The organism is Streptomyces sp. NPDC096310 (assembly GCF_044763125.1).
Classification (GTDB): Bacteria; Actinomycetota; Actinomycetes; order Streptomycetales; family Streptomycetaceae; genus Streptomyces.
The window spans coordinates 60833-86270 of the sequence record NZ_JBIWFO010000001.1 but is presented as its reverse complement, the minus strand read 5'-3'; the positions used below and the strand labels follow the sequence as shown (position 1 = coordinate 86270).

Genomic DNA, 25438 nt, shown 5'->3' with positions numbered 1-25438 from the left:
GCACAGGGTGACGCGGGCGGCACATGAGCGGCACGTGAGCGGCTGAAGCTCCGTACGGCCTCCCACCAGTACACAAGCCGCCGTCGCACCCGGTGCAGTCACCGAAACCATGAAGGAGTTGGCTGGTCCGCCACTCAGTCTTGTAGATTCGAACGAATGATGGGGTACAGGTAACCGAAGGGTCTTCCCATCGAAACGTAAGACACTTCCGTCGGGGTGGCAGCTCCGGGAGCGGCCCCCTGGGCGGCGGACGAGGAAAGAGATCGGCGGCGACACGATGCGGCTGCGCGCACTGCTGGAGACCGATGCGCTGGGGCTGCGGCTGCTCGGCGGCGAGGACGAGCTGAACCGGGCCGTACGCGGGGTGATGACCACCGACCTGCGCGATCCGAGCCGTTATCTCTCGGGCGGCGAGCTGGTCCTCAGCGGCCTCGCCTGGCGTCGGGCGGCCGAGGACTCGGAGCCGTTCGTCCGTATCCTCGCGGGCGCCGGGGTCGCCGGGCTCGCGGCGGGCGAGGCGGAGCTGGGCGACATCCCCGCCGATCTGGTCGAGGCCTGCGCCCGCCACCGGCTGCCGCTCTTCGCGGTGCACGAGAAGGTCGCGTTCGCCACCATCACCGAGCATGTGGTCCGCCAGGTCTCCGGGGAGCGCGCCGGTGATCTGGCGGCGGTCGTCGACCGGCACCGCAGGCTGATGACCTCGGGGCCGGCGGGCGGCGGCCCCGAGGTGGTCCTCGACCTCCTCGGCTCGGACCTCGATCTGCGCGCCTGGGTGCTCTCCCCCACCGGCCGGCAGATCGCGGGGGCGGGCGCGCCGCTGCCCGTGGCGCGGGCCGCCGCGCTCGCCGGCGACCATCTCTCCGCGGTGCGCGCGGGCCTGCGGAGTCCGTACCGTACGGCCGTCGACGGTACGGCGTACTCCCTCTTCCCGGTCCGTCCGCAGGGCCGGGGCGAGGCCGGGGCGCGCGGGGCGGCGCTGGCCGACTGGCTGCTCGCGGTCGAGGCGGACGCGGGCGACTGGCCGGAGGCCCGGCTCGATCTGCTCCAGGGCGTCACCCAGCTCATCGCGGTCGAGCGCGAGCGGCGGGACACGGCCCGTACGGTACGGCGCCGGCTCGCCCAGGAGGTGCTGGAGCTGGTCCAGGCGGGCGCGGCCCCGGCGGAGATCGCCGCCCGGCTGCGGGTGGCCGCGCCGCTCCTGCTGCCGGGGCTGAGCGGTACGGCGCCGCACTGGCAGGTCGTCGTGGCGCGGATCGCGTGGACGGAGGACGGCGCCGGGGAGGGCGGGACCGCCGGGGGCGGCGGGACGGCTGGAGGCGGCGCGGACGATGTGTCGGGCGCCGCGGTGGTGCGGTCGCTGCTGGAGGAGATCCTGGTGGGGGCGGCCGGTGCGGCGAGCCCGGCGGGCGGGCCTGCGGGGGCCGACTCGGCGGACCGTATCGCTGTGGGCCACATGGGTGACGAGGCGATCGCGCTGGTACCGCTGGCGACGCCGGAGGAGGGCGCGCGTCCGCCGTCACCGGCGCAGGGGGCGGCTCCGAACGACGCGGAGGCGGCGGCCGGTCCGGAGGCAGCCCGCCCAGAGGCGGCCGGTCCGGAGGCGGAGGATCCCCGGCTGCACGCGGACACGCTGCTGGCCGCCGTACGGGCCCCGCTCGCCGCGGGGCTCGGTGACGGCGGCCGGCTGACGCTCGGGGTGAGCGCCGCGGTGCACTCGGCCGAGGGGCTGCGGGGCGCCCTGGAGGAGGCCCGGCACGCCCGACGCGTGGCGGCGGCCCGGCCGGGCCGGGTCAGCGCGGCGGGCCATCACGAACTGGCCTCGCACGTCCTGCTGCTGCCGTTCGTCCCCGACGACGTGCGCCGGGCCTTCACCGCGCGGCTGCTGGACCCGCTGCGCGACTACGACCGCCGCCACCGCGCCGAGCTGATCGCCACGCTGGAGGCGTTTCTCGACTGCGACGGCTCCTGGACGCGCTGCGCGGCGCGCCTGCATCTGCATGTGAACACGCTGCGGTACCGGGTGGGCCGGATCGAACAACTGACGGGCCGTGACCTGTCGCGCCTGGAGGACAAGCTGGACTTCTTCCTGGCGTTGCGCATGACCTGAGGCGCGCCCGGCCCCTGCCCTCCGCGCGCCACATGGCCCGTGCCCGCTGTCGCATCCGGTTGACCGCCGTCACCCTGAACGGCCAGGGAGAGTTCAGCCGTCGGGCCCGGCGGAAGCGGAGGCCGGGCCGCGGTGTCCGGCGGTCGCCGGGCGCACCGTGGAACGGGGTGATCGCCCCAGGTGGCAGCCGTGCCGGCCGCTGGGCCGGGGGCGTACGGCCGGACCGGAACCCAGGGCCCGGGGCCCCGGCCGCGCGCCTTTCCCGCCACCACTGACGCCCGGGTGATTGTGAATTCTTTCACCTGACCTATTGGCCCGGCGTGCTGATCCATGCTGAGATGCGTCCACACTCACAGCACAATGGCGCGCTAGGGGAGGGCAATGTGGCGTATACCGCCATGTCTGGTTCCGCGAGCACCGCTGGTGACGACCCACTCCAGACCGCGGTATGGCGGCTGCGCTCGCGTGGTTGCTGGAGCGACGCGGCGGCCCTGCTGACGCCCCACGCCGACTCCCCCGGCCCCGCGCTCCAGCGGGCCGCGCTGCTCGTGGAGCGCTGCCTGTTCACCGGGGACGGCTGGCCGGAGGCCGAGGACGCGCTGCGCGCGGCGGAGGCCACGGCCCGCGAGGACCGCGAGCGGGGCGCCGCCGCGTGCGAGCGCGGCCATCTCGCCTACGCGTCGACCGTCCTCGGGGTGCGGGACCGCGCGGACGAGGCGCGTTCGGCCCTGGGGCGGGCGGCGGCGCTGCTGGACCCGACGGCGTCGGGCCGGGCCCTGCTGGACTTCCGGCGCGGGCTGGTCGCCGAACACCTCGCGGACTCCCCCCAGTCGGCGCGCGCCGCGTACCGCCGCGCGCACGCCGCGGCGACGGCGCACGGACAGACGCTGCTGCTCTCCTTCACCTGGCGCCATCTCGCCGGACTGGCCCTGCGGGACGGTGAGTTGGCCGAGGCGCGGCACGGCTTCGGTGAATCGCTCCGTATCCGGGAGGAGTTGGGCTACCTGGTGGGCACGGCCCCGGCCCTGGCGGCCCTCGCCGACGCGGAGCCCGAACCGGAGGCCACCCGGCTGCGCGCCGAGGCGGGCCGCCTCTTCCGCCTTCTGGGCGGCGTCCCCACCTGGCTGGCGGACCAGCTCACACCGACGCCTCCGGCACCGGTGGTCTGAGCGGGCCCGGAGGCGCTGCCGGGCATGGCCTAGGCGGAGGCCCGTACCACCAGTTCGGGGCGTACCCACGCGTCCGCGCCGCTCAGGGGTTCCTGGCCGGCGCGGAGCCTGGCCACCTGTTCGACGGCCAGCCGTCCGAGCTGCCGCTTGTCGAGGTCCAGGGTGGTCAGGGCGGGCTCGACCAGTTCGCCCAGGGAGAGCCCGTCGAAGCCCATGACGGCCAGGTCGTCCGGTACCCGCCGGCCGTGGCGCCGGGCGGCGCGTATCGCCCCGACGGCGATCAGATCGTTGAAGCCGAAGACCGCGGTGGCCTCGGGCCGTATCCCCAGCAGCCGTTCCAGCCCGGCCTCGCCGCCCGCGACGCTGTGGTCGGGGCAGCGTACGACCCAGCTCTCGTCGACGGGCAGCCCGTGCCGGCGCACCTGCGTCAGGAACGCCTCCCTGCGGGGGCCGGGGGCGTCCGGGCGGTCACCGTCCAGCATGCCGATCCTGCGGTGTCCCGTACGGACCAGATGGGCGATGCCCTGTTCCAGCCCCGCCGCCGCGTCGATGCCCACGGCGGCGAACCGGGTCTGCTGCGGGCCGCGTTCCAGCAGGACGAGCGGTACGCCGCCGAGGTGCCGGGCGAGGATGTCGTCCTCGTTCTTGAAGTAGCCCACGACCGCGTCCGCCTGATGGGACAGCACGTCGAGGGCCTCCCGCTCCCTGGCGTTGTCGGTGCGCGAGTCCCACACCACGACCTGCCAGCCGCGCTGCTCGGCCGCCTCCAGCACACCGGCGGCCACCTCGGGGAAGAAGGGGTTCATCAGGTCGGGGATCACCAGGCCCGCCGTCACCGCCCCCTTGCGGACCAGGCCCCGTGCGAACCGGCTCGGCCGGTAGTCCAGCAGGCGCGCGGTCTCCAGCACCCGTGCCTTCGTGGCCGGGTCGATCTCCCCCTTGTTGTTGACCGCCCGGGAGACGGTCTGGCGTGACACCCCGGCCAGTCGCGCGACATCGTGGATGGTGGCCCGGTGGTGCGGGCCCTCAGGCTCGTCGATCGTGGCTCCCGTTGCTGGTAGTCGGCCCACGCGCTGTGCACTGTAGCCGGTGACGACGGCGCCGGAACCGGGCGGCCCGTACGGGCCGAACCGGTCATGTCCCGGTCGCCGTCGGCCGGTTCCGCGCGCGGTCACATCTTGGTGGCTCCGGCGGCGAGGTCCCTCAGGAAGTGCCGCGCACCGATCAGGAAGACGACGATCAGCGGGACGACGCTCATCAGCGCCCCGGCCATCACCACCGCGTAGTCGGTGTTGTAGGCGACGTTGAGGTTGGCGAGGGCGACCTGGAGGGTGAGCCGGTCGGGGTTGACCAGGACGACCAGCGGCCAGATGTAGTCGTTCCAGATCTGGATGAAGGTGAAGATGCCGAGGAAGGCCAGCGCGGGCCGGAAGAGCGGCAGCGCGATCTGCGCGTACAGCCGGAAGAAGCCGGCCCCGTCGATCCGTCCGGCGTCGAGGAGTTCGTCGGGCAGCGAGTTCTGCGCGTACTGCCGCATCCAGAAGATGCCGAAGGCGTTGGCGGCGCCGGGGATGATCAGCGCCTTCAGTGTGCCGGCCCACCCGAACTCGGCCATGGTGACGAACTGCGGCACCAGCGAGAGCTGCGCGGGGATCATGTACGTCGCCATCAGCGCGCCGAAGAGGAGTTTCTTGGCCGGGAAGTCGTACTTGGCGAAGGCGAAGGCGGCCAGGGAGTCGAAGAACAGCACCAGCACCGTGCCGGTCACCGCGACCACGACGGTGTTGAACAGCGAGGTGAAGAAGTCGATGCGGTGGATCACCTCCTGCATGTTGTGCAGCAGTTGGGTGCCCGGCACCAGCCTGGGCGGGTAGCTCAGGATGTCCTGGGTGGTGACGGAGGCCATCACCACCAGCCAGTAGAAGGGGAACATCGAGACGAGCACCCCGAGGAGCAGCACCACCCTGACCCAGATCCGGGCCGCCCTGCTGCCGGCGCCGATGGTGAGTCCGGCGTGCGAGTCCGTACGTTCAGCGGCCATCGCGGGCCCCCTTGCGGGGGCTGATCCCGCGGCGGTCGTCGCGGTCGGAGCCGGACACCAGCCGCCAGTTGATGATCGCGAAGAGCGCGATGATCGCGAACAGGAGCCAGCCCATCGCGGCGCCGTAACCGAACTGGAGGTCGTTGAAGGACCTCTGCCACAGATAGAGCACGATGGTCATACCTTCCTGGCCGGGACCGCCGGTGGATCCCGGGTCGTCCGAGTAGAAGAGCACCTGGGGCTCGGTGAAGATCTGCAGGCCGTTGATGGTGGACGTGATGACGGCGAAGAGGATCACCGGCCGCAACTGCGGGACCACGACCCGGAAGAGGAGCTGGCGGCTGTTCGCGCCGTCGACCCGGGCGGCCTCGAAGAGTTCGGTGGGGATGGCCTGGAGACCGGCCAGGAAGATCAGGGCGTTGTAGCCGACCCACCGCCAGATGATCATGATGGAGAGCGCCGACTTGATGCCGAGGGAGGAGCTGAGCCAGCCGACACCGTCCAGCCCGATCCCCTTGAGCAGCGAGTTGGCCAGGCCGGTCTGCGCGAAGACCGAACCGAAGACGATGGTCATGGCGACCATCGAGGTGACGTTGGGGATGAAGTAGGCGACCCGGTACGTGGCGGAGAAACGCACCTGCGAGTGGAGCAGGAAGGCGAGCCCCAGGGACAGGAACAGCATCGGCACCGTGGAGAGGAACCAGATCTCGAAGGTGTTGAGGATCGAGTGCCAGAACACCGGGTCGTGGAGCAGCCAGTAGTACTGCTGGAGCCCCACGAAGCGCATGTCACCGATGCCGTCCCAGTCCTGGAAGGAGAGGTAGAGCGAGAAGAACACCGGGAAGGCGCCGAAGACGGCGAAGAGCAGGTAGTACGGGGAGATGGCGAGGTACGAGGGCAGATGGCGCCGCCACCGGCCGCGCGGGCCTCCGGCGCGTTCCCGTCGGCCGCCGGTCGCCCTGCCGCGGTCGGCCGCCGGGGGCCGGCCCTGTTCCGTCACGGTCGCCATGTCAGCTCACCCCCCGCTGGGACAGGGCGGTCTCGGCGGCGTTCATGGCGTCCCGCCAGGCCCGGTCGGGGTTCTTGCCGAGCGTTTCCACGTTGGTCAGCTCCTGGAAGACAGGGGTGTTGGCGGTCGCCTCGTAGGGGCTGGAGTAGGTGACCGGGGCCTTCTCGGCGGCCGGGCCGAAGACGTCGACGGGGATCTGGCCGCCGAAGAAGGGGTCGGGCCGGCGCATCTGGGACGTGGTGTAGACGGCCGGGGTGGTGGGGAAGAGCGCCATCTCCTGATAGCTCTTCAACTGGTTCTCCGGACCGAACATCCACTTCAGGAAGGCGAACGCCCCTTCCGGGTCGCGGCAGAAGCGGGTGATGCCCACGTACGAGCCGCCGTAGTTGGTCGGCCCGGCCGGCATCGCGGTGAGCCGCCAGGAGCCGGAGGTCTTCGGCGCCACGTTCTTGAGGCCGTTGATGCCCCACACCGCGTTGAGCAGCGTGGCGACCCGGCCGCCGCTCACCGCGGCGTTGTAGTCGGGCTGGTTGTCCTGGAACCCGGCGCTGAGCCCCTGCCGGTGGGCCTCCACGGCCACGTCCCAGGCGTGTTTGACGTGCTCCTGGTCACCGATGAAGCGGTCGTCCGCGTCGACGAACTGGCGCGGGCTCTGGTACAGGACCATCCGGAAGATGTAGCTGATCTGGGAGACCAGGAAGGGCCTGCCGGGCGCTTTGGCCTTGAGGGTCCGGCCGGCCGAGAGGTACTTCTCCCAGGTGGAGGTGGATTCGGCGACCTCCTCCGGCTCGGTGGGCAGTCCGGCCTTCGCGAAGAGGTCCGGGCGGTAGAAGAGCGCCGTGGGGCCCGCGTCGAGCGGGAAGCCGATCAGCCGGCCGGACGGGCTGGTGCCGCTCTTCCACTTCCATTCCAGGTACTGGTCCTCGACGGCCGACGCGCCGAGGTCCCGCAGGTCGAGGAACTCCTCCTCGTCCGGGAAGAACTCCGAGACGCCGGAGTTCACGCAGGCCAGGTCCGGTACGTACGCCTGGGCCGCCATGCTGGTGCGCAGCTTGGACTTGTAGTCGCCGGCGATCGGCGCGCCCTTCACCTTCAGCCCGGCCACCCCGGGTACCGCTCGCGCGGAGGCGGCGAGCAGCTTCTCGCTCAGCGCTCCGTTCCAGTACCAGATGCTGAGGTGGTCGGTGCCCGCGGAGGCCGAGCCGCTGCCCGCCCCGCATCCCGACAGGCCCAGCAGGGCGGCGCCCGCGCCCCCCAGGGAGGCGCCCAGCAGACGCCTGCGGGACATCGTTCGGTGTTCCATGCGCTCGCACTCGCTTTCCGGACACGACTCGGCCAGGGCATGGCGCCGAATCTGCCCGCTGACGGGGGGAGGGATCCGTGGACGGTTCTGCCCACCTTGACAACGTTGTCGGCGATGGTTCCTGGGCTCTGGCCGACAGCGTTTTCGGGGACCGTGAACGTTCACGTGAACGTTGCCGTTGAGTATCGGCGCGGCCGAAAACCACTGTCAAGGGACGTGCGGCACCTATGTGATCGTCATCGCGGCGGGCCGCACGCGGGCACCGCGCCCGCCGCTACCCGGGGGGATCCCCGTGCCACGAGCGCCACAGCTCCGCGTACGCGCCGCCCCGGGCCACCAGGTCGTCGTGCGTGCCCAGCTCGGTGAGGCGGCCGTCGTCCAGTACGGCCACCCGGTCGGCGTCGCGTGCCGTCTGGAGCCGGTGGGCGATGGCGATGACCGTACGGCCGTCGAGGACCGCCGCCAGCGCGCGTTCCGCGTGGCGCGCGGTCGCCGGGTCGAGGAGTGCGGTGGCCTCGTCCAGGATCAATGTATGCGGATCGGCCAACACCACGCGCGCCAGGGCCAGTTGCTGTGCGCGTGCACCGTCGAGGAAGGTCTCGCCCGGGCCCGGCCGGGTGTCCAGGCCGTCGGGGAGTTCATCGACCCAGTCGGCGCCGACCGCCGCGAGGGCGACGCGGATCTGCGGGTCCGTGGCCGTGGGCGCGGCGATCAGCAGATTGTCCCGGACGCTGTCGAGGAAGACATGGTGCTCCTGGGTGACCAGGACCACCTGCCGGCGCAGTTCCTCGGGGCCGAGCGCGGCGATCGGTACCCGCCCCACGGTCACCGACCCCTCGCGTGGCGTGTCGATGCCCGCGAGCAGCCTGCCGAGGGTGGACTTGCCGGCGCCCGACGGGCCGACGACGGCCAGCCGCTCACCGGGTCGTACGGTCAGATCGACCCCGCGCAGCACATCGCGCCCGCCGTCGTACGCGTACCGCACTCCGGCGACCTCGATCCGGTCGTCCGCCGGGACCCGGGGCCGCGGGGCGCGGGCCTCGGCGCGGTGGTCCCCCGGACGACCGCCGCCCTCGGGCCCGCCCTTCTCCGCCGGGGCCGTCCCCAGCCCCTCCACCCGGGCGAACGACGCCCCGCTGCTCTGCATCTGCTCCACCCACCGCAGGATCTCGTCGAGCGGCTGGTCGAGCTGGCGCATGTACAGCGCGCAGGCGACGACGGCCCCGAGGCTCACCGCGCCCCGGTCGTGCAGTGCGCCGCCGGCCAGCAGCACGGCCACGACCGGGACGATGTACGAGGCGTCGATCGACGGGAAGAGGACACTGCGCAGGAACAGGGTCCTGGTTCGGGTGCGCCCGCACCGGCCGACGGCCTCCTCGCAGGCGTCGAGGCGGCGCCGCTGGAGTCCGAACGCCTCGACCGTACGCGCGCCGGTCGCGGTCGCCGAAAGGATCTCCGCCAGGGCCGAGTTGGCCTCGCCCTCGGCCAGGTACGCGGTGCGCGCGCGCCGCAGGTACCAGCGGGTGGCGCACACGATGGGGACCAGGCCGAGCAGGGCGCAGGCGCCGAGCGGCGGAGCCAGGACGACGACCGCGCCCAGGATGAACAGCACCTGGAGCCCGGCGATGAAGATGTCCGGGCCCGCGTCGCGCAGGGTGGTGCCGACGAGGGTGACATCGGCGGTGCCACGGGCCGTCAGGTCTCCGGTGCCCGCGCGCTCCACCACCGAGGCGGGCAGTCCGAGCGCCCGGTCGACGAACTGTTCGCGGATCCGGGCCGAGGTCCGCTCGCCGAAGCGGTGTCCGACGAAGCGGGCGTAGCGCGCCAGCAGGAGCTGTGCGAGCGCGCAGACCAGGAGGATCAGCGCGTACCGGTCGACGGTGGCCACGCCCTCGCCGGCCCTGACGGCGTTGACGATACGGCCGAGCAGCCAGGGCCCGGCGAGCCCGGCCGCCGCCGCCAGGGCGTTGAGGCCGATCGCGGCGGCGAAGGCGCGTCCGTCCTGGCGCAGCAGCCCGAGCGCGGCGCGGCGTACCTGCCGGGGACCGGCGACCGGCAGCCCGCTCGTCGTGCTCGTCCCGGGTACGGTCATCGCACGGCCTCCTCGTACCGGTCCGGCTCGTCGTCGTCCGTGCCGCGTGACACGAGGGCGCGGTAGCCCGGGTGTCCGGCGAGCAGTTCCCGGTGGGTGCCGACCGCTTCCGTACGGCCGTCGACCAGGTAGTGGACGGTGTCCGCGTGTTCCAGCATCAGCGGCGAGGTGCTGGTGACCAGGGTGGTGCGACCCGAGCGGGTGGCGCGTACTCCGGCGGCGAGGGCCGCTTCGGTGTGGGCGTCGACGGCCGAGGTGGGTTCCACGGCGATCAGGACCTCGGGGTCGGCGAGCAGCGCCCGTGCCAGCCGTATGCGCTGGCGCTGGCCGCCGGAGAGGTTGCGGCCCTGGCCGAGGAGGTCCGAGCCGAGTCCCTCCGGCAGGCCGAGGACGATGTCCTGGGCCGCCGCGGCGGTGACGGCGGCCTCGACGGCCTCGTCCTCGCGGCTCCAGCGGCCCTCGACGGCGTCGCGCAGGGTGCCCGCGAAGAGGTCGGCCTCGTTGTCGGCGACGAGGACGCGGTCGCGGACCTCGCGGAGCGGGACCCGGTCGAGCCGTACGCCGCCCCAGGTCGCGTCGGAGGCGGTGAACCGGCCCAGCCGGTCGGCGACCTCGGCGGTGTCCGAGGGGCGGGCGCCGACGAGCACCGTGAGTCTCCCGGGCGCCACCTCGACGCCGGAGGCGGGGTCGCGCAGGGCGGCGGGCGAGGCGGGCGCCCGCTCCGGGGCGCCGGCGCCTCCCTCCGTCGCCGCGGTGTCGGTGTGTTCGGGTTCCAGGTCCAGGAACCGTACGACCCGCCGGGCGCAGACCAGGCCGCGGCTGAGGTCGTAACCGGCCTCGATGAAGAACGCCACGGGGACGACGAGGACGGCCGTGTAGCCGTACACCGCGACCAGTTCGCCGAGCGAGATCTCGCCCCGGGCGGCCAGCCGCGCCGCCAGCCAGACCACGGCGGCCAGGAAGACCACCGGCAGGCCGAGGCCGAAGGCGGAGATCCAGCTCGTCACCGCCCCGACCCGGTACCCCTCGTCCCTGAGCCGGGCGGAGTCGCGGCGGTAGCGTGCCGCGTACACGTCCTTGCCGCCGAGTCCGCCGAGAACACGCAGGCCGCCGACGATGTCGGTGAAGCGCGCGGCCAGCGCGCCCTGCCGCTCGCGGTAGGCGCTCTCCGTGCCCTGCAACCGCCCCAGCAGCGGGCCGACCGCGACCGCGAGCAGCGGTACGCCGAGCAGGACGACGGCGGCGAGGACGGGTGACACGGACATCAGGAGTCCGGCGATCGCGGCGTAGGCGAGGACCGCGCCGACGCCGGGGCCGGTCACGGTCAGGCACTGGCTCATCGTGAGGACGTCGGAGATGCCGATCGTGACGACCTCTCCGGCCGTGATCCGGTGCGGCAGTGTCGCGCCGAGCCTGGTCGCCTGGCGGACCACGACGCGTACGGTGCGGAAGGTGGCGTCCATCCGGACCCGGGTCATGGTGCGGTGGCGTGCCATACCCACCAGCGCGTTGGCCACCCCGACCGCGAGCAGCGCCCCGGCCCAGCCCCACAGCGCGCGCCGGTCGCCCGGTTCGAGGCCGTCGTCGATCGCGCGCGACAGCAGGTACGGCGACAGGGTGAGCCCGACCATCCAGACGCTGCCCCAGAACGCGCCGGCCGCCACGCGGCCGCGCTGACTGGTCGCCAGCCACCACAGATAGCGGGCGGCGCCGCGCCGGTCGGGTGTGCCGGGATCCCTGTACCTGTCAGTCATTCCCCGCACCCTAACGACACCTCCGTCACACACGGTCGCACGCATCCGCACGAGCTCCCCACCTCGTCGACACGGGGCCACCACGAATGTGCCTCTGGCACGTGACCACCCATGGAGCAAATGGGAGATTTCGCCGCAAGGACAGGCAACGCTCCCACGCCGGAGGGGTTCACGACGCGCTCGTAACGATGCCCAACGACCCCAAAAGGGAAACGCTGCTGAATTACCGTCAGATGCCAGAAAAAGAACAGAACGACCTGGCCGGAGGCACATGCCGTGGTGATAAGATCGCCAAGCTTGCCAAGTGGCACCAAACCCGCTATGGCATTGAGGAAAGTCAGCGCATCGGCCCAGAAATCCGCCACCCCGGGGAGAACTATGCCATTAGCCGGGCCTTTCGAGGCAGTCCGGCAGGCGAGCGTGCGCGGCCTATTCCGTCTGTCTGTGACCGCGAGCCCATTTCAACGCACACTCCAGACATTCAGCACCCGGTGGCCCACTCGCCCGAAGAGAGCCTTATGACGCAATACTTCCAGGATCCAGCGGTTTGGGGTTTGATCGCCGGTACTCCTGTCGCCGCGGCCGCGATCATTCGCGGCAGAAGGACGATCGTCGAGCTGAGAAAGGAGAAACAGGAGCTCAAGGCGCACTACGCGAACCTGGAGGAGCATTACTCCGAGGCCGTCGAAGAAGCCAAGGACAGGGCGGAAGAGGACACCAAGACCGCGCTGAAGTCGGCGATGCGAACGCTTCAGGGTCTGGCGAGCGAGCAGCAGCTCGCGATCACCAAGCTTCAGGAGAAGTACGGAGAACTCCAGATTCTCCAGGACCTCCTCGACATCGACCACATGAACTCGCAGTTCGCCCGGCGTGCGCAGTCCATCGCCGTTCTCTGCGACGGATGGCTGGGCAGGCAGCGCACCGCGGCGTCGCTCTACGACGTGGTACGCAGCGCCAAGGGCCGCATTCGCCACTTCACCCGTGTGGAAATCCGGGCCCAGAGCAACTTCGCCATTGTCAGCCGGGCCGTGGAGCCCGTCGCGCTCACACTCGCCGAACTCCTCGACAACGCCACCAGTTACTCCGCGCCGGAAACGATCATCGAGATCAATATCCGGCCCGTGCCCAAGGGCGTCTGCATCATTGTCGACGACGCCGGTGTGGGCATGAACGAGGAGGAGAAGAGCAGGGCGGCGAAGCTTCTGTCGAGCGAGCGTTCGCCCGGTGTCTCCGGTCTCGGCAATCCGCCGCAGTTCGGTTTCACCGTGATCGGCGTACTCGCCGCGCGGTACGGCTTCACCGTGTCCGTGGATTCCACCTCGCCCTACGGTGGGGTGCGCGCGGTCGTGCTGCTCCCCGACGAGCTGCTCACCGCCATGCCGGATCCCGAGTCGAGGCCCGCGCCCCAGCCCGAGCGCAAGCCCACGCCCCGTACCGCGCCCCAGCCCGAGCCCAAGGAGTTGTTCCCCACCGTGGCCGCGTCCTCCCCGATGCCGCCCGACGAGACTCCGGCGGCCCCTTCGACCACCTTCGGCGGCCTCCCGAAACGCCGTCGCAGAGGCGCGATATCGATCGTTCCGTCCGCCGAGAACGAGGAGGCGCCCGCTCGCGACAGTGAGCAGGCGGCTTCCGTGATGGGCGCGTTCCAGCGCGGAACACAATCCGGCCGTCGTTTCAACAACACCAGCAGCGAAGGGCATGAGAATCAGTGAATTACGATCTGTCATGGATGCTTGACAGTGCTCTGGAAGTGCCCGAAGCGCGTCACGCGATTCTCGTCTCCGCCGACGGCCTGCTCATGGCCCGGTCCAAGGAGGTCGGCAAGGACCACGCCGACACCGTCGCCGCCGCGATGAGCGGTATGCAGTCACTGAGCCGCACCCTGGCCGACTTCTGCGGCACCCCGCCGAACAACCGGGCCCAGTGGCGTCAGACCGTGGTCGAGTTCGACCACGGCTGGGCCTTCCTCATCTCGGCCGGCGAGGGCGCCTATCTCGGAGTCTCGGCAACACCGGAGGTGGACATGGCCGAGATCACCTTCCGTATGCAGCAGCTCGTCGGCCAGCTCGGCAAAGCCCTGACCAGTCCCCCTCGCGAGATTGCTGACACGAAAGCATGACCACACCGGAAGAGCCGGATCAGGAACCAGAAGCCCCGCAATTAGTACGTCCGTATGTCATCACCAACGGCCGCAGTCTGCTCGATGACCACGAGTTCTCACTGATCACGCTGGTCACGACGGCTCAGGACGCCCCCAGAGCGGAACATCTCGATCCTGAGAAGCGCGATCTTCTGGAGTTGTGCTCGGGCGGTCATCTCTCCGTCGCCGAGATAGTCGGACACACCCAGCTTCCCGTCGGGGTCGTGAAAATCCTGCTGTCCGATCTCACGCAGGAGGGGCATCTCGTCACGCGTGCCCCCATACCTCCCGCGAAGCTGGTCGAACGGCACATACTTGAGGAGGTGCTGAATGGCCTTCAAGCCCGTTTTGGATGACGGTGTCTATCTACGTGAGTCGGTACAGACCGCGGCGAAGATTCTTGTGGTCGGGCATTTCGCCGTCGGCAAGACGACATTCATCGGGACCATGTCCGAGATCCCTCCGCTGCGTACCGAAGAGGTGATGACGCAGGCGGGCGAGGAGATCGACGACCTCAAGGGCACCCCCGGCAAGACCACCACGACGGTGGCGATGGACTTCGGCCGTCTCACCCTCAGCGACCGGCTGGTCCTCTACCTGTTCGGCACACCGGGCCAGCAGCGCTTCGTCCAGGTGTGGGAGGACATGACCCGGGGCGCCCTCGGGGCTCTGGTCCTGGTCGATCCGGAGCGTCTGGAGGAGTCCTTCCCCGTGATGGACCTCGTCGAGCACTACGGGATCCCGTACGCGATCGCGGTGAACCGTTTCGACGACCGTCCGAACCACGCGGACCAGGAGATACGGGAAGCGCTCGACCTGCTCCCGGAAACCCCCCTGGTCAACTGTGACGCGCGTGACCAGCGTTCCTCGGCGAACGCCCTGATCACTCTCGTCCGTTACCTTCAGTCACGCCTCAACTAGGAGTTCGGCAGATGCATTCTCCTTCGGAGTTCCCCGCACCGCCACCGGGTTGCCCAGCGCACAACAGCGGCCGGGGAGTTCCCCTGTACACGCCGGAGTTCGTCAAGGACCCGGCCACGCACTACACGTACATGCGGAACTTCGGTCCCGCCGCGCCCGTGGAACTGGCCCCGGGCGTCGAGGCGTCGCTCGTCACGGATTACGCGGCGGCGCTCCATGTGCTCCAGAACCCCGACATGTTCGTCCGGGACTCGCGGCGCTGGCGCGCCCTCAACGAGGGCCGGGTGCCCCTGGACAGCCCCGTCCTGCCGATGATGGCGTACATGCCGGGTCCCCTCCTCACCGACGGCGCGCAGCATTTGCGGCTCCGCCAGGCGGCGACCGACAGTCTGGCGCGGATCGACACCCACCGGCTGACGCGCATGGTGGAGCGCACCGCCACCTATCTGATCAGCCAGTTCAGCGGTCGCGGCAAGGTCGACCTGGTCGGCGAGTACGCACAGGTGCTGCCCCTGCTCGTCTTCAACGACCTCTTCGGCTGCCCCGGTGAGCTGGGCGACCGTATGGTGTTCGGCATCTCCGGCATCTTCGACGGGGTCGACGCGGCGAAGGCGAACGAGGTCCTCCAGGAGGCCCTGGTCGAACTGGTGATGCTGAAGCGGTCACAGCCGGGCGACGACATCACCTCGTGGCTGATGCAGCATCCGGTCAAGCTGACCGACGAGGAGATGATCCCGCAGATCCTCCAGCTCATCGGCGGTGGCACGGAGCCGCTGTCGAATCTCATCTCCAACTCGCTGCGGGTCCTGCTCTCCGACGACAAGTACGCGGACGGCGAGCACTCCGGCAACCTGCTGGTCGAGGACGCGATCAACGACATCCTCTGGAACAGCGCCCCCATCGCCAACTGGGCCACGCACTTCCCCGTACAGGACGTCGATCTGTCCGGGGTCAAGCTCGACGCCTGGGACCCGGTGCTCATCAGCTTCGCTGCCGCCAACACGGACCCGAATCTCTCCATGGGCCGGCAGACGCTGAGCAAGCGCGCGCATCTCGCCTGGGGCGCCGGGCCGCACGCCTGCCCCGCCAAGGATCCCGCGCTGCTGATATCGGTGCAGGCCATCGAGAGGCTGCTCAACGGCCTGCCCGACATCGAGCTGGCGGTCTCCCCGGACGACCTGGTCTACCGGCCCGGTCCGTTCCACCGGGCGCTGGGCTCGCTGCCGGCCCGCTTCACCCCCGAGCGGAAGGTGCAGCCGCGCCCCGGACCCGGCGGCCCCGCGGCCCGTACGCCCGGCGGCCCCCAGGCCCCGGAGCCGCACACCGCGACGCCGAAGGGCAAGTTCTGGAGCGGCTTCCTGGCCTGGTGGAAGGGGTAGCACCCCCACCCGGCCCGGCGGCCGTCACCGTACCGCGGCCTCGTGCCGGTCCGAGGTGCGCAGGCTCCAGGTGGACCAGGTGTCCTCTTCGTCACCGATCCCGCCACCACTGGCGATCGGGACGGCGGAGAGGAACTCCGCGGGCAGGTCGAACGCGTCCACCAGCGTCATCATATGAGGCGCCAGACCGGCCACCAGGGCGTCGCCGGTCTCGTGGAACGCCCGGACGTGATCGGCGGTCAGCTCACCCTCGGCGAGCAACGTCCCCGTGTGGGGGGCGAGTTGACGGACCAGGAACAACAGGCACACATCCTCCAGCAGATTGCGCGCCATCGGGTCGGCAGTCCGGGCCGCGGCGGCGATGAAGGCGTCGGCGGCCTGGAGGCAGGCATGTGCCGAGACCATCTCCAGGGCCGGGGTGGACGCCTCGTTCCACCGGCCGAGCGGGTCCCCCGACGGCCCTCCGCGCAGGGCCTCGCGCGCCCGCGTCTGCGCGGCGGCCTCGACCCGGGCGAGGAGATCACGCAGGAAGCCGAGATCGTTCAGCGATCTCTCGGCCAGTGGCGTCGCGGTGTCCGGGCGGCGCTCCGCCTGGTGGTTGAAGACCATCTCGGAGGCGGCCTTCACCCAGATGACAAGGTTGTCGCCTTCCGCGGTGATGCTGCCTTCTATGTTCAGCGGCAGGTCCGACAGGCCGTTGACCGGAAAGAACCCCTGCGCCCCGCACCGCTCCCGGGACTCGATGGCGATCGCGCGGGCCTGCCAGGTGATCCATCCCTTGGCGATCGCGACCAGGCGTTCGGTGTCCGCCCGGTTCTCCGGGGTGTGCGCGATCCACCGGTTCACCACCTCCCGGTGGAGGAAGGTCATGGCGTACGCCGTCGCGATCGCGTCCAGCAGCCTTCCGTGATGGCTGCGGTGCGCCACCAGCGGGACGCGTTCACCGAGCTTCGGCCCGCTGATGTGCCGGGAGTGGGCGTGCCGTACGGCGATGACCAGCGCCGCCCGTGACACACCGACACTGCCCCCGCTCATGCAGAGCTTTCCGCTGGTGACACGCCCTATCGAGTGCAGGAACCGCTTGCGGGCGCTGCCCAGGTTGCTGTGCAGATTCCCTTCCCGGTCGAGCCGGCCGTGCTCCCCTTCGAGCAGCGCCTCACGCGGCAGCCGTACCCGGTCGAAGGAGGTGAGGCAGTGGTCGACGGGGGTGCCGGTACGGTCCGGGAGACGCCGGACATGCACGCCGGGCCGATGGCCGCGGTGGTCGCTCAGCGGGGTCAGGAACAGGAAGATTCCCTGGTCCTCGCCGTCGATCAGCAGCCGCGCCGCCACGACGGCGCTCTTGGGGCCGCCGGTCAGGCTGGTGTTCGGCATGAACTTCTGCGCGCCCGGCGTGGGCGTGTGCAGGATGAACTCCCCGGTCGCCCGGTCGAATTCGGCGGTGGTCCGGAGCGCCGAGGCGTCGTTGCCGTGGTCCACCTCGGTGCACAGGAACGTTCCCGTACGCCGCATCGAGGTGAAGTCGGACAGGTCGCGGGGGGCGGCGCCGCCGTCCTGTTCGAGGAGGCTGCCGAGGAACAGGTTGTAGTGGATGCCCGCCAGGGTGCCCAGACCGCTGTCCACGACCCCGGTCCACTCATGCAGCGCCGCGAGCCGGCGCGGGTCGAGAGCCAGCTCCCGGGCGTCGCCGGCGGCGTCGTTGACCAGGGCGAGCCGCGAGTACGAGAGCTGGACGCGCTCGGCGGTGGACAGCACGGAACGGTGCCGGAAGTCGTCCCTGGCGATCAGTGCGCGCCAGGCACCGTGCACCTGGGCCCGGTCCTCTCCGTCGAAGAGGAGGTGGGTCAGCTCGTGGCTCAGCTCAGGGGCGCGGCGCGCACGCTCCGGCTCAGCCCCAGGGAGGTCCTTGTCACGGAATGGCAGCATGGTCATGAATTGCTCCGCATGGACGCCTTACACCGGTGGACGGAAAGTTGAAACAATTGAATACCGGCCAACGCATCCTGTTCCAGAGCTGACATGATCTTTTTTTGAGCCGAAGATCACCGGCCGGTGGGCTTGAGAAAACACCCGGGCTCCATTACCCTCGGCTCTCACCCGACTCCACGGCGTAAACATCCGAATCGGCTGAAAACCGAGGTTACACCCCATCAGGTCCGGGAAGTCATAGGAGATTTGCCCGTCCGCAGGGAGACAGGTGGGGTGGCGGCCCGTCCGGACGGCCGAACGCGAACCGCCCGAAAAGACGGAAAGGACATTCGCCCCCGAGGGGAAATCACGGGTATATGGAAGAATTTTTCACGGGGCCGGAGAGCCCATCGGGGAATTACCCGCAATTCCGCTCAGGCGGTGTTCCGCTCCCCTGTGAAATGCGCGCGTACCAGCGACTGCACCAACGGCAGATCGCCCGCGCCCAGCGCGTCCAGCAGCGCCAGGTGGTCCGCCGCGTGCGCGATCAGGTCGGCACGGCGTACAGCGGGGGCGCCGACCGGCGGCCACTGCGAGCGCCGGTGCACGTCGTCGGCGATGGCGACCAGGTGCTGATTGCCGGAGAGGGAGAGCACCGCGCGGTGGAAGGCACGGTCGCACTCCGCGTAGGCCGCGCGGTCACCGAGGGCGGCGGACGCGTGCGTCGCCTCCGCCAACGGCCGTATCTCCGCCCAGCGTTCGGCGGGGACGGTACGGGCGAGCCGCAGCATCACCGGGACTTCGAGCAGGGCCCGCACCTCGGTCAGTTCGGCGATCTCGCCGGGGGTGCGCAGGGTCACCCGGAACCCCCTGTTCGGGACGGTCTCCACCGCACCCTCCAGGGCGAGTTGCTGCATGGCCTCGCGTACGGGGGTGGCGGAGACCCCGAAGCGTCCGGCGAGCACGGGCGCCGAGTAGACCTCGCCCGGCACCAGCTCGCCGCCGACGAGCGCGTTCCGCAGCGCGGCGAGGATCTGGCCGCGTACCGAGTGACGCCGTACGGAGTGACCGGGACCACTCGTCCGGCCCACGCTCCCGGAGCCGTCCGCCGTCCGGGTCAGCCCCCGCGGCGGCTCGGGACGCTCACTGTGCGTGTGCTCCCCGCGCACCGGCTCACACACGTCCGCACGCGCCTGCTCCGGCACCCGAACGCCTCCGGACGCCGCCGCCTGCGCCCCTTCGAGAGCCCCGGACGCCCCGGACGCCGCGGCCCGGGGCGCGGGCGCCACCGGCGCGGTGGCCTCACGCGCTCTGCCCTGCTCCACTCGGGTCCTCCTCGGCCTTCCCACCAGCCCGGCTCGCGGGAGGGCCGGATCCTCCCTGTGCACGATAGGCCGACCGGGGCGCAGTTCAAACCTCGATCACATCGGGTAAGGTAAGGCTTACCTGTAAACATTCCCGATTCGGTGGTCCCTGCATGACCGTGCCCACTGTGCTGCCCGGCCTTCTCGCCTCGCCCGTGACGGGCGCGTACGCCCGTCTGACCGAGGCCTTTCCCGCGCTGAGCATCCATCAGCTCACCGACAGTGAGCAGCCGCCCCTCGGTGGCGGCTGGGTGGGCGCGGCCGAGCTGGCGGCCGGCGGTCCGGCCCTGGACACCTTCCTCGCCTGGGACGAGTCGCAGGTGCTGCGCGACTACGGGCAGCGGGCCCGGCCCGATGTGATCGCCGGCTTCGCGCTGCACCGGTACGCCTGGCCGGCCTGTCTGCTGATGACCGTGCCGTGGTTCCTGCACCGCCGGGTGCCCCGGATCCCGGCCGGGTCCGTCTCGTTCCAGCGGGCGCTGGGCCGGATGACCGTCCGTGTGCACGAGTTCGCCTGTCTGCCGGACGACCCCGCCGCCTCACTGCCCGGCGCCCGGGTCGTACCGGACGAGAAGGCGCTGCGCGACGAGGTGCGGGCGGCCGTCGCCGAGCATCTGGGGCCGGTCCTGGAGGGGTTCGCCCCGCGTATGCGGCGGGGCAGGCGGGCGCTGTGGGGCATGGCGACCGACGAGATCGTCGAGGGGCTCTGGTACGTCGCGCATCTGCTCGGCGAGGAGCGGCGCGCCATGGCGGAGCTGGAGCTGCTGCTGCCGGGGGCGACCAAGCCGTACGTCGGTGCGGCGGGCTTCCGTGAGCTGACGGGTCCGGGAGGCGAATCTTTGCCGACCCGTGACCGAGCGAGTTGCTGCCTCTTCTACACGTTGCGCCCCGAGGACACCTGCGTCACCTGTCCGCGTACCTGCGACGACGACCGGGTCAGGAAGCTCAGCGCGACCGCCTGACCCTCCGTCACCCGTGGATTCCACGCCACCCTCAGTAGTGATATTAATCGAACATGACAGCCACCTGCCGAACGGCAGCTCTAGCCGATCGTGCATATTTGTGTGCCTCACCGCCCCGTTGGTGTTCTCTTGTCCCAAAACCCTCTGAGGGGCACCGCACTTCCGCCAAAATGGCGTCTCAAACGCCCTACTGCGATGCAAGGAACACCGCATGCGACTGACTGACATATCGCTGAACTGGCTGATTCCCGGCGTCGTGCTGGTCGTCGGAGCCCTGGTGACGGTTGCGGTACTCGCCGGTGGCAAGCGCTCCCGGGAGAAGCCGGCTGTCGAGGACTCGTGGGAGCGCAGCGAGGAGCGCCGCAGGCGCAAGGAGGCCATCTACGGGATGGCCTCCTACGCGCTGCTCTTCTGCTGTGCCGCCGTGGCGGCGGCTCTCTCGTTCAAGGGTCTGGTCGGCTTCGGCCAGGAGAACCTGGGCCTCACGGGCGGCTGGGAGTATCTCGTCCCGTTCGGTCTCGACGGCGCGGCGATGTTCTGCTCGGTCCTCGCGGTGCGCGAGGCCAGCCACGGTGACGCGGCCCTCGGGTCGCGGCTGCTCGTGTGGACGTTCGCCGGTGCCGCCGCCTGGTTCAACTGGGTGCACGCGCCCACGGGCCTCGGCCACGAGGGCGCCCCGCACTTCTTCGCCGGTATGTCCCTCTCGGCCGCGGTGCTCTTCGACCGCGCGCTGAAGCAGACCCGCCGGGCGGCGCTGCGTGAGCAGGGGCTCGTCCCCCGCCCGCTGCCGCAGATCCGGATCGTGCGGTGGCTCCGGGCACCGCGCGAGACCTTCGCGGCCTGGTCCCTGATGCTTCTGGAGAACGTGCGGACGCTGGACGAGGCCGTCGACGAGGTGCGCGAGGACCGGCGCCAGAAGGAGCAGGGCCGTCTTCGCAGGCGCGAGCAGGTGAAGCTGGAGCGGGCGCAGATCAAGGCGCTCAACCGGCAGCACCGCGCCTGGGGCCGTGGTCGCGGCGGCCGTCAGGTCGCCCTTCCCGCGGCGAACTCGGGGTCGGGCTCGCCGCCGGCCGTCGAGGCCGCAGCGGAGCCTGCCATAGGAGAGCAGCCGCAACTTCCCCAGCGTTCCCGGCTCTCCCTTCAGCCCGTGAAGGGTACTGAGGCCCGTACGGTGGACCTCACCGCCGAGGACGACACCCAGGCACTGCCGAGGCTCGACTCCCTGGAGCGCAAGCTCAAGGAGATGGAGCGTCAGTTCGGCTGAGCCCCGAGGGCTCGGCGGATCACCACCGGCGCACCGCACCGCACCACAGGTAACGGCGCCACCCGTGTCACCACTGATACCAGCACTACTGAATACCCGCACCACCAGTGATACCAGCGCCACAGGCACCACCCGCACCGGCGTGTGCGGCGGCATTCCTCGGACCGGCGTGACGGACGACCGTCACGTCGGTCCGCTGCCGTTGCGCCCCCACCGGCCGCCGTGGCGGCCTCCGTTCAGGATCCATCGGCTAGGCGGCCTCACCGTCCAGCTCGAACCAGATCACCTTGCCCACCGGCCTCGCCCTTATCCCCCAGTCGTCCGCGAGACTCCTGACCAGCGCCAGCCCCCTGCCGTGCGTGGCGTCGTCGGGGACCGGCCGCTGCGGCTCGGGCGGCGCGGGCAGGGCCGCGACGAAGTCCCGCACCTCCACGCGCAGTCGCGAGTCGGCGACGGTCGCCGTGACCACCGCGCCCGTCTCCGTGTGGACCAGCGCGTTCGTCACCAGTTCGCTCATCAGCAGCTCGGCCACCGCGGCGCTGTCCCGCTCCCGCCAGTGGCCCAGCATCTCCCGTAAGGCATGCCGCACCTCGGGGACGGCGGCCAGATCGGCGCCCCCCACTCTGCGCCGTAGCCCTCTCATCACTCGGTCCCCCCGCTCGTCACTTCAAGCCCCCCGCCGGAAATGGCTCGTGGCGCATGCGTACAAGAGGTGTATTCCCCTTGCCGGAATGGGCCACTCATGGCGTTCGTCACCTGTCGCCGTCCTGGCCCCGGTCCGCCACGGCCGGGTGGGTGCGCACGGCGGCCGCGGGGAAGTCCTGGGGGGAGCGATCCCGAGGAGCGAGGAGCCCCGATGCACGACGACCGCACGCAGGTGGAAGGGCGGCTGGAGCGCGCGCTGCGCCAGTTCATCCGCCCCGCGCAGTACGCGGCGCGGCAGCCGCTGACGCTCGCCGTCTGGCATGCCCCGGGCGAACCGGTGCCGGTGGAGCGGGCGCTGCGCGGGACCTACGAGCCCTTCGCGACCGGTACGGAGTGGGGTTCGCCCTGGTCGACGAGCTGGTTCCGGCTGACCGGCACTGTGCCCGAGGGCTGGGCCGGGAGCCGGGTGGAGGTGGTGATCGACCCCGGATTCACCGGTGAGGGGCCCGGGTTCCAGGCCGAGGGGCTGGTGTACGACGCTTCGGGCGTGCCGGTCAAGGGCATCCATCCGCGCAACCGGCACATCCCGGTGGCCGCCCCGGCGGCGGGCGGCGAGTCCGTGGATCTGCTGCTGGAGGCGGCGGCCAACCCGGCCGTGCTGCGTTCCTTCGAGCCGACGCTCCTCGGGGACGTGCTGACGGCGGGCGACCGCCCCCTCTACCGGTTCGCCTCGGCCGAACTCGCCGTCCTGGACGAGGAGGTGTGGCATCTCGTCCTCGACATCGAGGTGCTCTCCGAGCTGATGGCCGAGCTGCCCGCCGACCGGTCGCGGCGCCACGAGATCCTGCGCGCCCTGGAGTCGGCCCTGGACGCGCTGGACCTGCACGACGTGGCGGGCACGGCGTCCGGGGCGCGCCGGGAGCTGGCGGGCGCGCTGTCGCGGCCCGCGTCACCGAGCGCGCACCGCGTCTCGGCGGCGGGCCACGCCCATATCGACTCGGCGTGGCTGTGGCCGCTGCGCGAGACGGTCCGCAAGGCGTCGCGGACGTTCGCCAATGTCACGGCGCTCGCCGGGGACTATCCGGAGCTGGTCTTCGCCTGTTCGCAGGCGCAGCAGTACGCGTGGGTGCGGGATCACCAGCCGCACATCTGGCGGCGTATCAAGCAGGCGGTGAAGGACGGCACCTGGGCGCCGGTGGGGTCGATGTGGGTGGAGTCCGACGCCAACATGCCGGGCGGTGAGGCGCTGGCCCGGCAGATCGTGCACGGCAAGCGTTTCTTCCAGGAGGAGCTGGGGGTGGAGACGGAGGAGATCTGGCTGCCGGACTCCTTCGGATACACGGCGGCCTTCCCGCAGTTGGCGAAGTTGGCGGGGGTGAAGTCGTTCCTCACGCAGAAGCTGTCGTGGAACCAGACGAACCGGATGCCGCACCACACCTTCTGGTGGGAGGGCATCGACGGCACCCGGGTCTTCACCCACTTCCCGCCGGTGGACACCTACAACGCGCAGTTCCACGGCTCCGAACTGGCGCACGCGGAAAGGAACTTCACGGAGAAGGGCCGGGCGTCGCGCTCGCTGGTGCCGTTCGGCTGGGGGGACGGCGGGGGCGGCCCCACCCGGGAGATGCTGGAGAAGGCGCGGCGGCTGAAGTCCCTGGAGGGCTCGCCCCGGGTGGAGATCGAGCACCCGGCGGCGTTCTTCGCCGCGGCGCGGGAGGAGTACGGGGAGCGGGCGCCGGTCTGGTCGGGCGAGCTGTACCTGGAGCTGCACCGGGCGACGTACACCACCCAGGCCAAGACCAAGCAGGGCAACCGGCGCAGTGAACACCTGCTGCGCGAGGCCGAGTTGTGGGCGACTGCGGCGGCGCTGCGCGGCCATCTCGCGCCCGGGGCACGGCCGTACGCGTATCCGTACGAGGCGCTGGACCGGATCTGGAAGACGGTGCTGCTGCACCAGTTCCACGACATCCTGCCGGGTTCGTCGATCGCCTGGGTGCACCGGGAGGCGCGGGCGACGTACCAGGCGGTACGGGAGGAGTTGGAGGCGATCGTCGCGGACGCGGTGGCGGCGCTGGGCGGGGGCCGGCCCGCGGTACTGAACGCGGCGCCGTTCGCGCGCCGTGAGCCGGTCGAGTTCGACGCGGCGGACGTGCCCGCGTCGGTGCGGGCGCAGCCGCTGCCGGGCGGCCGGGTGCTGGCCGCCGCGTTCACCCGGTCGCTGGCGACGGGGTCGTTCACGGGCGCCCTGGACCGGTCGGGGGTCTCCGCGTCCGTGGCCGCCGAAGGTGCCTCGGGAAGCGGTTCGATCACGCTCAGGAACCAGTTGGTGGAGGTGGTGGTCGACGCGGACGGGCTGCTCTCCTCCGTACGCGACCTCGTGGCGCGCCGCGAGGTGCTGGCGCCCGGCGGCCGGGGCAATCTGCTCCAGCTCCACCCCGACCACCCCAACCAGTGGGACGCCTGGGACATCGACCGGCACTACCGGCACCGGCACACCGATCTGGACGAGGCGGAGTCCGTCGAGGTGACGGAGCGGGGCCCGCTGCGCGCGTCGGTGCGGGTGGTACGGGTGTTCGGGGCTTCGCGGATCACGCAGGAGATCCGGCTCACGGCGGGCAGCAACCGGATCGATGTCGTCACCGACATCGACTGGCGTGAGTCGGAGAAGGTCCTCAAGGCCGCGTTCCCGCTCGATGTGCACGCCGAACGGTCCACCGCCGAGATCCAGTTCGGCCATGTGCACCGGGCCACGCACGACAACACGGGCTGGGACGCGGCCCGGTTCGAGATCTGCGCCCACCGCTGGCTGCGGGTCGCCGAGCCGGGGTACGGGGTCGCGGTGCTCAACGACTCGACGTACGGGCACGATGTGACGCGCACGCCCCACGCGGAGGGCCTGGGCACGACCGTACGGCTGACACTGCTGCGCGCCCCGCACAGCCCGGACCCGGAGACGGACCAGGGGACACACCGCTTCCGTTACGCGCTGCTGCCCGGCGCCACGGTGGAGGAGAGCGTGCAGGAGGGGCTGGCGCTCAATCTGCCGCTGCGTGTGGCGGCGGCCCCGGAGCTGGCGCCGCTGGTCGACATCGACAACCCGGCGGTGACCGTGGAGGCGGTCAAGCTCGCCGAGGACCGGAGCGGCGAGGTGATCGTACGGCTCTACGAGTCGGCGGGCGGCCGGGCCGACGCCACGCTGCGCGTCGGCTTCCCGGTGCGCGCCGCGCGCGTGACCGATCTGCTGGAACGGCCGCTGCACGACGCGGAGCCGGGCGAGGACGGGGTACGGCTGCGGCTGCGGCCCTTCCAGATCCTGACACTGCGGCTCACCCCGGCGTGAGCCCGCCGGCCGGGCGGAAGGTCTGACGTTCTGACGGCGG

18 protein-coding genes and 1 pseudogene are annotated in these 25438 nt (G+C 71.1%); 10 read left to right on the top strand and 9 right to left on the bottom strand.

The window, feature by feature from the left end; genetic code table 11:
- Positions 1 to 277 precede the first annotated feature (277 nt).
- Both ACIQ7D_RS00365 and ACIQ7D_RS00360 read left to right on the top strand, forming a co-directional pair.
- Positions 278 to 2107, top strand: a complete 1830-nt coding sequence (locus ACIQ7D_RS00365; protein ID WP_403931683.1) for a PucR family transcriptional regulator — start codon at positions 278 to 280, stop codon at positions 2105 to 2107.
- 383 nt (positions 2108 to 2490) lie between these two features.
- Complete coding sequence (locus ACIQ7D_RS00360) at positions 2491 to 3276, top strand: hypothetical protein (protein ID WP_403931680.1); 786 nt, start codon at positions 2491 to 2493, stop codon at positions 3274 to 3276.
- 29 nt (positions 3277 to 3305) lie between these two features.
- Here ACIQ7D_RS00360 and ACIQ7D_RS00355 read toward each other — a convergent pair.
- The 6 genes and pseudogenes from ACIQ7D_RS00355 to ACIQ7D_RS00330 form a co-directional block, all read right to left on the bottom strand.
- Positions 3306 to 4357, bottom strand: a pseudogene (locus ACIQ7D_RS00355) (LacI family DNA-binding transcriptional regulator).
- A gap of 90 nt (positions 4358 to 4447) precedes the next feature.
- The gene (locus ACIQ7D_RS00350) at positions 4448 to 5317 is read right to left on the bottom strand and encodes a carbohydrate ABC transporter permease (RefSeq protein WP_403931678.1); all 870 of its coding nucleotides are present in this window, start codon (positions 5315 to 5317) and stop codon (positions 4448 to 4450) included.
- Positions 5307 to 6326 carry a carbohydrate ABC transporter permease gene (locus tag ACIQ7D_RS00345; protein ID WP_403931675.1) on the bottom strand — a complete coding sequence of 340 codons (1020 nt, stop codon included), beginning with the start codon at positions 6324 to 6326 and terminating at the stop codon, positions 5307 to 5309. The genes ACIQ7D_RS00350 and ACIQ7D_RS00345 overlap by 11 nt, the downstream gene beginning before the upstream one ends.
- Position 6327: 1 nt before the next feature.
- The gene (locus ACIQ7D_RS00340; protein WP_403931672.1) at positions 6328 to 7614 is read right to left on the bottom strand and encodes an ABC transporter substrate-binding protein; all 1287 of its coding nucleotides are present in this window, start codon (positions 7612 to 7614) and stop codon (positions 6328 to 6330) included.
- A gap of 289 nt (positions 7615 to 7903) precedes the next feature.
- Entirely contained in the window at positions 7904 to 9721 is a 1818-nt protein-coding gene (locus ACIQ7D_RS00335; protein WP_403931669.1) for an ABC transporter ATP-binding protein, read from the bottom strand.
- On the bottom strand, positions 9718 to 11475 hold the full coding sequence (locus tag ACIQ7D_RS00330) for an ABC transporter transmembrane domain-containing protein (protein ID WP_403931666.1): 1758 nt from the start codon (positions 11473 to 11475) through the stop codon (positions 9718 to 9720). The genes ACIQ7D_RS00335 and ACIQ7D_RS00330 overlap by 4 nt, the downstream gene beginning before the upstream one ends.
- A 518-nt stretch (positions 11476 to 11993) precedes the next feature.
- Between ACIQ7D_RS00330 and ACIQ7D_RS00325 the strand changes: the two genes are divergently transcribed.
- From ACIQ7D_RS00325 to ACIQ7D_RS00305, 5 genes are read left to right on the top strand one after another with little or no spacing between them, the layout of a single operon-like run.
- On the top strand, positions 11994 to 13187 hold the full coding sequence (locus tag ACIQ7D_RS00325) for an ATP-binding protein (protein WP_403933719.1): 1194 nt from the start codon (positions 11994 to 11996) through the stop codon (positions 13185 to 13187).
- Complete coding sequence (locus tag ACIQ7D_RS00320; RefSeq protein WP_403931663.1) at positions 13184 to 13594, top strand: roadblock/LC7 domain-containing protein; 411 nt, start codon at positions 13184 to 13186, stop codon at positions 13592 to 13594. Before ACIQ7D_RS00325 ends, ACIQ7D_RS00320 begins: the two co-directional genes overlap by 4 nt.
- Positions 13591 to 13971: a DUF742 domain-containing protein gene (locus ACIQ7D_RS00315; protein WP_403931662.1), complete on the top strand. Its 381-nt coding sequence runs from the start codon at positions 13591 to 13593 to the stop codon at positions 13969 to 13971. The genes ACIQ7D_RS00320 and ACIQ7D_RS00315 overlap by 4 nt, the downstream gene beginning before the upstream one ends.
- Complete coding sequence (locus ACIQ7D_RS00310; RefSeq protein ID WP_403931659.1) at positions 13946 to 14536, top strand: GTP-binding protein; 591 nt, start codon at positions 13946 to 13948, stop codon at positions 14534 to 14536. The genes ACIQ7D_RS00315 and ACIQ7D_RS00310 overlap by 26 nt, the downstream gene beginning before the upstream one ends.
- A gap of 11 nt (positions 14537 to 14547) precedes the next feature.
- Positions 14548 to 15915, top strand: coding sequence for a cytochrome P450 (locus tag ACIQ7D_RS00305; protein WP_403931655.1), 1368 nt, complete (start codon positions 14548 to 14550; stop codon positions 15913 to 15915).
- A 24-nt stretch (positions 15916 to 15939) separates the two neighbouring features.
- Here ACIQ7D_RS00305 and ACIQ7D_RS00300 read toward each other — a convergent pair whose 3' ends face one another.
- A complete protein-coding gene (locus tag ACIQ7D_RS00300) occupies positions 15940 to 17847 on the bottom strand; it encodes an acyl-CoA dehydrogenase (RefSeq protein WP_403931652.1) in 1908 nt (635 codons plus the stop codon).
- 410 nt (positions 17848 to 18257) lie between these two features.
- Entirely contained in the window at positions 18258 to 19148 is an 891-nt protein-coding gene (locus ACIQ7D_RS00295; protein ID WP_403931649.1) for a GntR family transcriptional regulator, read from the bottom strand.
- A 152-nt stretch (positions 19149 to 19300) separates the two neighbouring features.
- On the opposite strand from ACIQ7D_RS00295, the gene ACIQ7D_RS00290 reads away from it, so the two are divergent.
- Both ACIQ7D_RS00290 and ACIQ7D_RS00285 read left to right on the top strand, forming a co-directional pair.
- A complete protein-coding gene (locus ACIQ7D_RS00290; RefSeq protein ID WP_403931646.1) occupies positions 19301 to 20149 on the top strand; it encodes a (2Fe-2S)-binding protein in 849 nt (282 codons plus the stop codon).
- Between the two features lie 211 nt (positions 20150 to 20360).
- Positions 20361 to 21413, top strand: coding sequence for a DUF2637 domain-containing protein (locus ACIQ7D_RS00285; protein ID WP_403931645.1), 1053 nt, complete (start codon positions 20361 to 20363; stop codon positions 21411 to 21413).
- Positions 21414 to 21663: 250 nt separating this feature from the next.
- Here the strand turns inward: ACIQ7D_RS00285 and ACIQ7D_RS00280 are convergent, their stop codons facing one another.
- Entirely contained in the window at positions 21664 to 22056 is a 393-nt protein-coding gene (locus tag ACIQ7D_RS00280; protein WP_403931642.1) for an ATP-binding protein, read from the bottom strand.
- Positions 22057 to 22269: 213 nt separating this feature from the next.
- On the opposite strand from ACIQ7D_RS00280, the gene ACIQ7D_RS00275 reads away from it, so the two are divergent.
- Entirely contained in the window at positions 22270 to 25398 is a 3129-nt protein-coding gene (locus ACIQ7D_RS00275) for a glycoside hydrolase family 38 C-terminal domain-containing protein (protein WP_403931640.1), read from the top strand.
- Positions 25399 to 25438: the final 40 nt, after the last annotated feature.

Coding starts and splice junctions, on each gene's coding strand:
- ACIQ7D_RS00280 (WP_403931642.1), bottom strand. CDS start 22,056: ATGAGAGGGCTACGGCGCAGAGTGGGGGGCGCCGATCTGGCCGCCGTC.
- ACIQ7D_RS00300 (WP_403931652.1), bottom strand. CDS start 17,847: ATGACCATGCTGCCATTCCGTGACAAGGACCTCCCTGGGGCTGAGCCG.
- ACIQ7D_RS00310 (WP_403931659.1), top strand. CDS start 13,946: ATGGCCTTCAAGCCCGTTTTGGATGACGGTGTCTATCTACGTGAGTCG.
- ACIQ7D_RS00325 (WP_403933719.1), top strand. CDS start 11,994: ATGACGCAATACTTCCAGGATCCAGCGGTTTGGGGTTTGATCGCCGGT.
- ACIQ7D_RS00345 (WP_403931675.1), bottom strand. CDS start 6,326: ATGGCGACCGTGACGGAACAGGGCCGGCCCCCGGCGGCCGACCGCGGC.
- ACIQ7D_RS00340 (WP_403931672.1), bottom strand. CDS start 7,614: ATGTCCCGCAGGCGTCTGCTGGGCGCCTCCCTGGGGGGCGCGGGCGCC.
- ACIQ7D_RS00315 (WP_403931662.1), top strand. CDS start 13,591: ATGACCACACCGGAAGAGCCGGATCAGGAACCAGAAGCCCCGCAATTA.
- ACIQ7D_RS00285 (WP_403931645.1), top strand. CDS start 20,361: ATGCGACTGACTGACATATCGCTGAACTGGCTGATTCCCGGCGTCGTG.
- ACIQ7D_RS00350 (WP_403931678.1), bottom strand. CDS start 5,317: ATGGCCGCTGAACGTACGGACTCGCACGCCGGACTCACCATCGGCGCC.
- ACIQ7D_RS00330 (WP_403931666.1), bottom strand. CDS start 11,475: ATGACTGACAGGTACAGGGATCCCGGCACACCCGACCGGCGCGGCGCC.
- ACIQ7D_RS00335 (WP_403931669.1), bottom strand. CDS start 9,721: ATGACCGTACCCGGGACGAGCACGACGAGCGGGCTGCCGGTCGCCGGT.
- ACIQ7D_RS00305 (WP_403931655.1), top strand. CDS start 14,548: ATGCATTCTCCTTCGGAGTTCCCCGCACCGCCACCGGGTTGCCCAGCG.
- ACIQ7D_RS00275 (WP_403931640.1), top strand. CDS start 22,270: ATGCACGACGACCGCACGCAGGTGGAAGGGCGGCTGGAGCGCGCGCTG.
- ACIQ7D_RS00290 (WP_403931646.1), top strand. CDS start 19,301: ATGACCGTGCCCACTGTGCTGCCCGGCCTTCTCGCCTCGCCCGTGACG.
- ACIQ7D_RS00365 (WP_403931683.1), top strand. CDS start 278: ATGCGGCTGCGCGCACTGCTGGAGACCGATGCGCTGGGGCTGCGGCTG.